This window comes from Pseudomonas sp. CM25 (assembly GCF_013179705.1).
Lineage (GTDB): Bacteria > Pseudomonadota > Gammaproteobacteria > Pseudomonadales > Pseudomonadaceae > Aquipseudomonas.
Genome location: NZ_JABMCW010000291.1, coordinates 1 through 6,896 on the forward strand (window position 1 = coordinate 1; position 6,896 = coordinate 6,896).

At 63.8% G+C, this 6,896-nt stretch carries 7 protein-coding genes; 1 reads left to right on the forward strand and 6 read right to left on the reverse strand.

Going from position 1 to position 6,896, the window contains the following annotated elements; translation table 11 throughout:
- From HP546_RS23285 to HP546_RS23295, 3 genes are all read right to left on the reverse strand, one after another.
- Positions 1-859, reverse strand: an 859-nt coding sequence (locus tag HP546_RS23285) for a putative 2-aminoethylphosphonate ABC transporter ATP-binding protein (protein WP_172230044.1), incomplete at its 3' end; no start/stop codon positions are given.
- A gap of 264 nt (positions 860-1,123) precedes the next feature.
- Positions 1,124-1,993, reverse strand: a complete 870-nt coding sequence (locus HP546_RS23290) for a LysR family transcriptional regulator (protein ID WP_172230047.1) — start codon at positions 1,991-1,993, stop codon at positions 1,124-1,126.
- A 9-nt stretch (positions 1,994-2,002) separates the two neighbouring features.
- A complete protein-coding gene (locus tag HP546_RS23295; protein ID WP_172230050.1) occupies positions 2,003-4,216 on the reverse strand; it encodes a heavy metal translocating P-type ATPase in 2,214 nt (737 codons plus the stop codon).
- An 83-nt stretch (positions 4,217-4,299) separates the two neighbouring features.
- Here HP546_RS23295 and cadR point away from each other — a divergent pair, with 83 nt between their 5' ends.
- Positions 4,300-4,743: a cadmium resistance transcriptional regulator CadR gene (gene cadR, locus HP546_RS23300; RefSeq protein ID WP_172230053.1), complete on the forward strand. Its 444-nt coding sequence runs from the start codon at positions 4,300-4,302 to the stop codon at positions 4,741-4,743.
- Positions 4,744-4,816: 73 nt separating this feature from the next.
- On the opposite strand, the gene HP546_RS23305 is transcribed toward cadR, so the two are convergent.
- The 3 genes from HP546_RS23305 to HP546_RS23315 form a co-directional block, all read right to left on the reverse strand.
- The gene (locus HP546_RS23305) at positions 4,817-5,788 is read right to left on the reverse strand and encodes a thymidylate synthase (protein ID WP_172230056.1); all 972 of its coding nucleotides are present in this window, start codon (positions 5,786-5,788) and stop codon (positions 4,817-4,819) included.
- 49 nt (positions 5,789-5,837) lie between these two features.
- The gene (lgt, locus tag HP546_RS23310; protein WP_172230059.1) at positions 5,838-6,647 is read right to left on the reverse strand and encodes a prolipoprotein diacylglyceryl transferase; all 810 of its coding nucleotides are present in this window, start codon (positions 6,645-6,647) and stop codon (positions 5,838-5,840) included.
- A gap of 16 nt (positions 6,648-6,663) precedes the next feature.
- Positions 6,664-6,896 (reverse strand): TSUP family transporter (locus HP546_RS23315; protein ID WP_172230062.1); only part of this gene is annotated, 233 nt, incomplete at its 5' end.

Here is a 6,896-nt window from a genome sequence, read left to right on the forward strand (position 1 = left end):
ACGGGTTCACCGTGATGGCCTCCGGGCGGCAGAACAACCGGCCACTGCTGGCCTGGGCCGAACCCGGCGCCAGGCGCATGTTCATGCCGCCCACCTGCGCATGGCTGTCGCCGCTACGCTGGAATGGCAGCCAGTTGCCCTGGCCGACGAACTCGGCAACGAACGGCGTGGCGGGCTGGTCGTAGATTGCCTGCGGGGTGGCGTACTGCTCGACCTGGCCGTTGTTCATCACCGCAATGCGGTCGGCCATCAGCATGGCCTCGTCCTGATTGTGGGTAACCATCAAGGTGGTGATGCCCAGCTGGCGTTGCAGTTGGCGCAGTTCGGTACACAGGTGCTCACGCACACGGGCGTCCAGCGCCGACATTGGCTCGTCGAGCAACAGCAGCGACGGCGACGGCGCCAGGGCACGGGCCAGGGCAACACGCTGTTGCTGGCCACCGGAGAGCTGGCCAGGGTACTTCTTCTCGCTGCCGGCCAGGCCAACCAGTGCGAGCATGTCGGCGACCCGCTGGCGAGCCTGTTCGCGGCTGCTGCCGGTCAGGCCGTAGGCGATGTTGGCTTCGACGGTGAGGTTGGGGAACAGCGCGTAGGACTGGAACAGAATGCCGTAGTCGCGGGCCTGGGGCGGCAGCTCGGAGATATCACGCTCGCCGATGTACAGGGTACCGCGGTCCTGGCGCTCCAGCCCGGCGATGCATCGCAGCAGTGTGGTCTTGCCGCAGCCGGACGGGCCAAGCAGGCACACCAGTTCGCCAGCGGCGATGTCCAGCGAGACATCGTTGAGCGCCGTGAAGGCACCGAAGCGCTTGTGGATATTGCGCACTTTCATCTGTGCGCCGGGGGTGGTGCGGTTCATGGCAGGGCCTCATCGAAGAGATGGGGCCATGCTAGGAAGCCTGTGCGAAGGTTCTGTGGCGTTGAGGCAAAAGCGGGTGATAGTGCTATAGGCAGATTTTGTAGTGGCCCGATCGTCTGATGCAGTCTCTGTAGGAGCGGCCTTGTGTCGCGAAAGGGCTGCGGAGCGGCCCCAGGGTCTCAGCTTCGCTGCACAAATTGCAGGGGCTGCTGCGCAGCCCTTTCGCGACACAAGGCCGCTCCTACAGTGGCTGTGTGCTTCGAATCAGAATTGGGAACCGGCCACTTCCTGCGCAACGCCCAGGAACGCGGCCGGCAACCTGGCCTGGCGCCGTTCCTTCAGGCAGTACAGGTACTCATGCATCACCGGTGCGTTTTCCAGCGCCAGTACCCGCAGTTCGGGGTTGTGCGGCACCTCGTGCCGGGCAATCACGCTGATGCCGATATTGCGCAGCACCGCCTCACGGATCGACTCGCGGCTGCCGATCTCCAGCAAAGCCCCGGCCTTCACCCCAGCCTCCTGCATCATCTGCTCGGTCAGCTTGCGCGTGGTCGAGCCCTTCTCGCGCATCAGCAGGCAATGCCCGGCCACCACCTCGATCGACACCGTCTGGCGATGGGCCAGCGGGTGGTTGCGGTGCACCGCCACCACCAACGGGTCAGTTCCCAGCACCCGCCGCACCAGCCGGGCGTCTTCCAGCAGTTGCGACGAAGCGGCGATGTCCACCCGGTAGTCCTCGAGCATTTCCAGCACCTGCTGCGAGTTGCCGATTTCCACTGCCACGTCCACATGCGGCAGGCGCTCACGGTAGATCTTCACCAGGTCGAGGATGTAGTAAGGCGCGGTCGCGGCCATCCGCAAGCTGCCCTGGGCCTGGCCACTGTTGCGCAGCTCGAACTCGATGTCCGCCTCCTGCTGCAACAGCGCCTTCACCATCGGCAGCAGGCGCACGCCCTCCTCGCTCAGCACCAGGCGCCGACCGCCTCGATAGAAAAGCTCTACCGCGTACTGGCTTTCGAGGTTGCGAATCTGCGTGGTCACCGTGGGCTGGCTGAGCCCGAGCTTTTTCGCCGCCAGGGTGATACTGCCCAGGCGGGCCACCATGTAGAAGGCTTTCAGCTCGGAACTCAACATGCCCGTCCTCTATTTGCGCAACAGGCGCAAACCGTTGAACACCACCAGCAGGCTCACGCCCATGTCGGCAAACACCGCCATCCACATGGTGGCCATGCCGGCAAAGGTGATCGCCAAGAATACCGCCTTGATGCTCAACGCCAGAACGATGTTCTGCATGAGGATCGCCGCACTTTGGCGCGACAGCCTGACGAAGGCCGGGATTTTTCGCAAGTCGTCGTCCATCAGCGCCACATCGGCAGTTTCGATGGCGGTGTCGGTACCGGCAGCAGCCATGGCAAAGCCGATTTCGGCGCGGGCCAGGGCCGGGGCATCGTTGATGCCGTCCCCGACCATGCCCACCCGGTGGCCCTGGGCATAGAGGGCCTCGATGCTCTTGAGCTTGTCCGCCGGCAGCAGGTTGCCTTCGGCACGGTCGATCCCGACCACAGCGGCAATGGCCTGGGCGGTATGCGGATTGTCACCGGTCAGCATGACAGTCTTGATGCCCAATTCGTGCAGCTCGGCGATCGCCTGGCGGCTGCTGTCCTTGACCGTGTCGGCCACGGCAAACAGCGCCAGCGGGCCAGAACGGTCCAGCAGCAGGACCACGGTCTTGCCCTGACGCTCCAGCGCGTCCAGCTGCGCCTCCAGCTCGGGCGAGCACAGCCCCAGCTCCTCGACCAGGCGGTGGTTGCCCAGGTGGTAGACCTCACCCGCAATGCTGCCTCGCACGCCACGGCCGGCCAGGGCAGCGAAGTCATCGACTTCGCTCAAGGCAAGCCCTTGCGCCTTGCCGAACTGGGCGATGGCGCGGGAAACAGGGTGGTCCGAACGTTCTCCCAGGCTGGCGGCCAGGGCCTGCGCGCGGCCTTCGAACAACGGGTCGAGCACCCTGGCGTCGGTCTGCACCGGCTTGCCGTGGGTGATAGTGCCGGTCTTGTCCAGGGCCAGGAAGTCCAGGTGGCGGCCACCTTCCAGGTATACGCCGCCCTTGATCAGGATGCCCTTGCGCGCGGCAGCGGCCAGGCCGCTGACGATGGTCACCGGGGTCGAGATCACCAGGGCGCACGGGCAGGCGACCACCAGCAGCACCAGGGCGCGGTAGATCCAGTCGAACCAGGCAGCGGCCATGAACAGCGGCGGGATTACCGCAACGGCCAGGGCGATGGCGAACACCACGGGGGTGTAGATGCGCGAGAAACGGTCGACGAAGCGCTGGGTAGGCGCCCGCGCGCCCTGCGCTTGCTCGACGGCCTTGATGATCCGCGCCAGGGTCGATTGCCCGGCGCCGGCAGTAACGCGAAACTCGAGTGCCCCAGCCTGGTTGATAGTGCCGGCAAACAGTTTATCGCCCACAGCCTTCTCGACAGGCAGGCTTTCGCCGGTGATCGGCGCCTGATCGACGCTGGACTGCCCACCGGTGACTTCGCCGTCAAGGCCGATACGCTCCCCGGGGCGCACCCGCACCAAGGCGTCGATAGCGACCTCGCGCACATCCACTTCACGCCACTGGCCGTCCGCCTGGCGCACGGTGGCCATGTCCGGGGTAAGTTGCATCAGGCCGCCAATGGCATTGCGCGCATGGTCCAGCGAGCGGGCTTCGATCAGCTCGGCGACGGTGAACAGCACCATCACCATGGCCGCTTCCGGCCACTGCCCGATCAGCACCGCGCCGGTCACGGCAATGCTCATCAGCGCGTTGATGTTGAGGTTGCGGTTTTTCAGGGCGATCCAGCCCTTCTTGTAGGTGCCCAGGCCGCAGCCGAGGATGGCCGCCAGCGCCAGTGCAGCCACCAGCCACTGCGGAGCGAGCGCCCCAAAGTGCACGATTTCGGCGGCGATGGCGGCAATACCGGACAACGCCAGCGGCCACCAGCGGGTCTTGGCGGCCGGTGGGGCGCTGGAGGTGTCACCGCCTTCAGCGCCCAGCGGCTCGGCTTTCATGCCCAGGCTGTCGATGGCCCGTTCGATTTCCGCGGTGCCACCCAGGGTGTGGCGCACGCCAAGCACGCGGTTGATCAGATTGAATTCCAGCTGTTCAATGCCCGCCAGCTTGCCCAGCTTGTCCTGGATCAGGGTCTGCTCGGTGGGGCAATCCATGGCCTCGATGCGGAAGCGGCTTAGCCGGGCATCGCTGCTGGGCATGTCGCTGAGTCGTACCTTGGCGGGTGCAGCAGCAGTGCCACAGCAACTGTGGGCGTGGTGGTCGTGCTTGTGTTCGTGGCTGACAGGCTGGTTCATGGGGTCATCCTTAAATTGAGCCTGTTGCCAAGTGAACACCCTGTAGCCACTATAGGGTCAAGCCACTTGTTGGAGATTTCGTGATGAAGATCGGGGAACTGTCCAAAGCCACCGACTGCGCAGTGGAAACCATCCGCTACTACGAGCGCGAACAGTTGCTACCGGAGCCGGCGCGTACGGATGGAAACTACCGGCTGTATACCCAGGCGCACGTGGAACGGCTGACGTTTATCCGCAACTGCCGCACCTTGGACATGACCTTGGACGAGATCCGCAGCCTGCTGCGGCTGCGCGATAGCCCGGATGATTCATGCGGCAGCGTCAATGCGCTGATCGATGAGCACATCGAGCATGTACAAGCGCGAATCGATGGGTTGGTGGCGCTGCAGGAACAGCTGGTGGAGCTGCGGCGACGCTGTAACACTCAAGGGACTGAGTGCGCGATCTTGCAGCAACTGGAGACGAACGGGGCGGTATCAGTGCCGGAAACCGAGCACTCACATGTGGGGAGAAGCCACGGCCATTGAGCCTAAAGCTGCACCCTGTGGGAGCTGGCTTGCCGGCGAATGGGCTGCAAAGCAGCCCCGGCGATACAACGGTTTACACCGCCATCGGCGCCGTCATCGGCGCATGGTGCTCATACCCTTCCAGGCTGAAATCACTCGGCTCGATTTTCTCCAGCCACTCTGGCTCGTACTTGCCCGTCTCGGCAAACGCCGGCACGCGGTCGCTGATCACCAGCTTCGGCGCTTCCAGCGGCTCGCGCTTGAGCTGCTCGTTGAGCATGTCCAGGTGGTTTTCATATACATGGGCATCGCCGATGAAGTAGGTGAACCAGCGCGGGGTGTAGCCGGTCAGGCGGCCGAACAGCGACAGCAGCGCTGCGCCTTCGGTCAGGTTGAACGGCGTGCCCAGGCCCAGGTCGTTGGAGCGGATGTACAGCGTCAGGGAAATCTCCCTGGTCTCGACATTCGGGTGGAACTGGTACAGCAGGTGACACGGCGGCAATGCCATTTCATCCAGCTGCGCGCAGTTCCAGCCGTGGAACAGGATACGGCGGCTGCCCGGGTCGTTGGCGATGGTGTCCAGGCACTGGCGCACCTGGTCGATGGCCTTGTACAAGACTACGAACGCGACGCCGTCCTCTTCGTCCTGGGCAATGCGGCGGAAGCCCGCCTTCTCGGCCATTTCGATGGCTGCCGGGTTGCTCAGCGGGATGCGCTTGTAACCCGGCCATTGCCGCCACTGAACGCCGTAGATCTCGCCGAGGTCGTCATGCCCCTGGCGGAACGGGTTGGCCAGCCACTGGGCGTTTTCGTTGGCGTTCTGGTCCCAGACCTTGCAGCCCAGGTCGCGGAATTCGCCAGCGTTTTTCACGCCACGCAGGAAACCGACCATTTCGCCGATCGCCGATTTGAACGCCAGCTTGCGCGTAGTGATGGCCGGAAAGCCCTTCTGCAGGTCGAAACGCAGCATGGCGCCCGGCAGGCTGATGGTGCGGATGCCGGTGCGGTTTTCCTGCAGCGTGCCGTTTTCAATGACCTCACGGACCAGGTCTAGATACTGTTTCATGGCTTACCTGTAACAAGAACGGCAGGGGGAACGCCCCCTGCCGCAAGAATCAAACTGCGGCCTTGGCCGTCGGTTTACGGTTGTACGCCCACCAGATCAGGAAGAGGCCGCCGACGATCATCGGCAGACACAGCAACTGACCCATGGTCAACCAGCCGAAGGCAATGTAGCCGAGCTGGGCATCGGGCACTCGCACGAACTCCACGATGAAGCGGAAAATGCCGTAGAACAGCGCGAACATGCCGGAAACGGCCATGGTCGGGCGCGGCTTGCGCGAGTACAGCCAAAGGATCAGGAATAATGCCACACCTTCAAGCGCAAATTGGTACAGCTGCGACGGGTGACGCGGCAACTGCGCAGGGTCGCTGAACGGCGGGAACACCATCGCCCACGGCACATCGGTGGCCTTGCCCCACAACTCGGCATTGATGAAGTTGCCGATGCGCCCGGCGCCCAGGCCAATCGGCACCAACGGTGCGACGAAGTCCATCAGCTCGAAGAACGACTTGTTGTTGCGCTTGCCGAACCACAAGGCCGCCAGCATCACGCCAATGAAGCCGCCGTGGAACGACATGCCGCCCTTCCACACTTCGAAGATCAGCGTCGGGTTGGCCAGGTAGGCGTGCAGGTCGTAGAACAGCACATAACCCAGCCGGCCTCCGACAATCACCCCCATCGACAGCCAGAACACCAAGTCGGACAGCTTTTCACGGGACCAGGTGGGGTCGAAGCGGTTGAGCCGGCGCGAAGCCAGCAGCCAGGCGCCGCCGATGCCGATCAGGTACATCAGGCCGTACCAGTGGATTTTCAGCGGCCCGAGGGCCACGGCCACGGGGTCTATCTGCGGGTAAGGCAGCATGGAACTTCCTCTCGATTCAAATCAAAAAGCTCAGGCCGACACTGAACAGCAGTGCCGCGAACAGGCGTTTCAACAAACGTGGCGACAGCTTGTGCGCCAGGCGCGCGCCGTAGCGGGCGAAAAACATGCTGGTCACGGCAATGCCGACCAAAGCCGGCAGGTACACGTAACCCACGCTATGGGCCGGCAGATGCTGCTCATGCCAGCCCAGCAGCATGAAACTAAGAGCACTGGCCACGGCGATGGGCA

Coding starts and splice junctions, on each gene's coding strand:
- HP546_RS23290 (WP_172230047.1), bottom strand. CDS start 1,993: ATGTTGAGTTCCGAGCTGAAAGCCTTCTACATGGTGGCCCGCCTGGGC.
- HP546_RS23295 (WP_172230050.1), bottom strand. CDS start 4,216: ATGAACCAGCCTGTCAGCCACGAACACAAGCACGACCACCACGCCCAC.
- cadR (WP_172230053.1), top strand. CDS start 4,300: ATGAAGATCGGGGAACTGTCCAAAGCCACCGACTGCGCAGTGGAAACC.
- HP546_RS23305 (WP_172230056.1), bottom strand. CDS start 5,788: ATGAAACAGTATCTAGACCTGGTCCGTGAGGTCATTGAAAACGGCACG.
- lgt (WP_172230059.1), bottom strand. CDS start 6,647: ATGCTGCCTTACCCGCAGATAGACCCCGTGGCCGTGGCCCTCGGGCCG.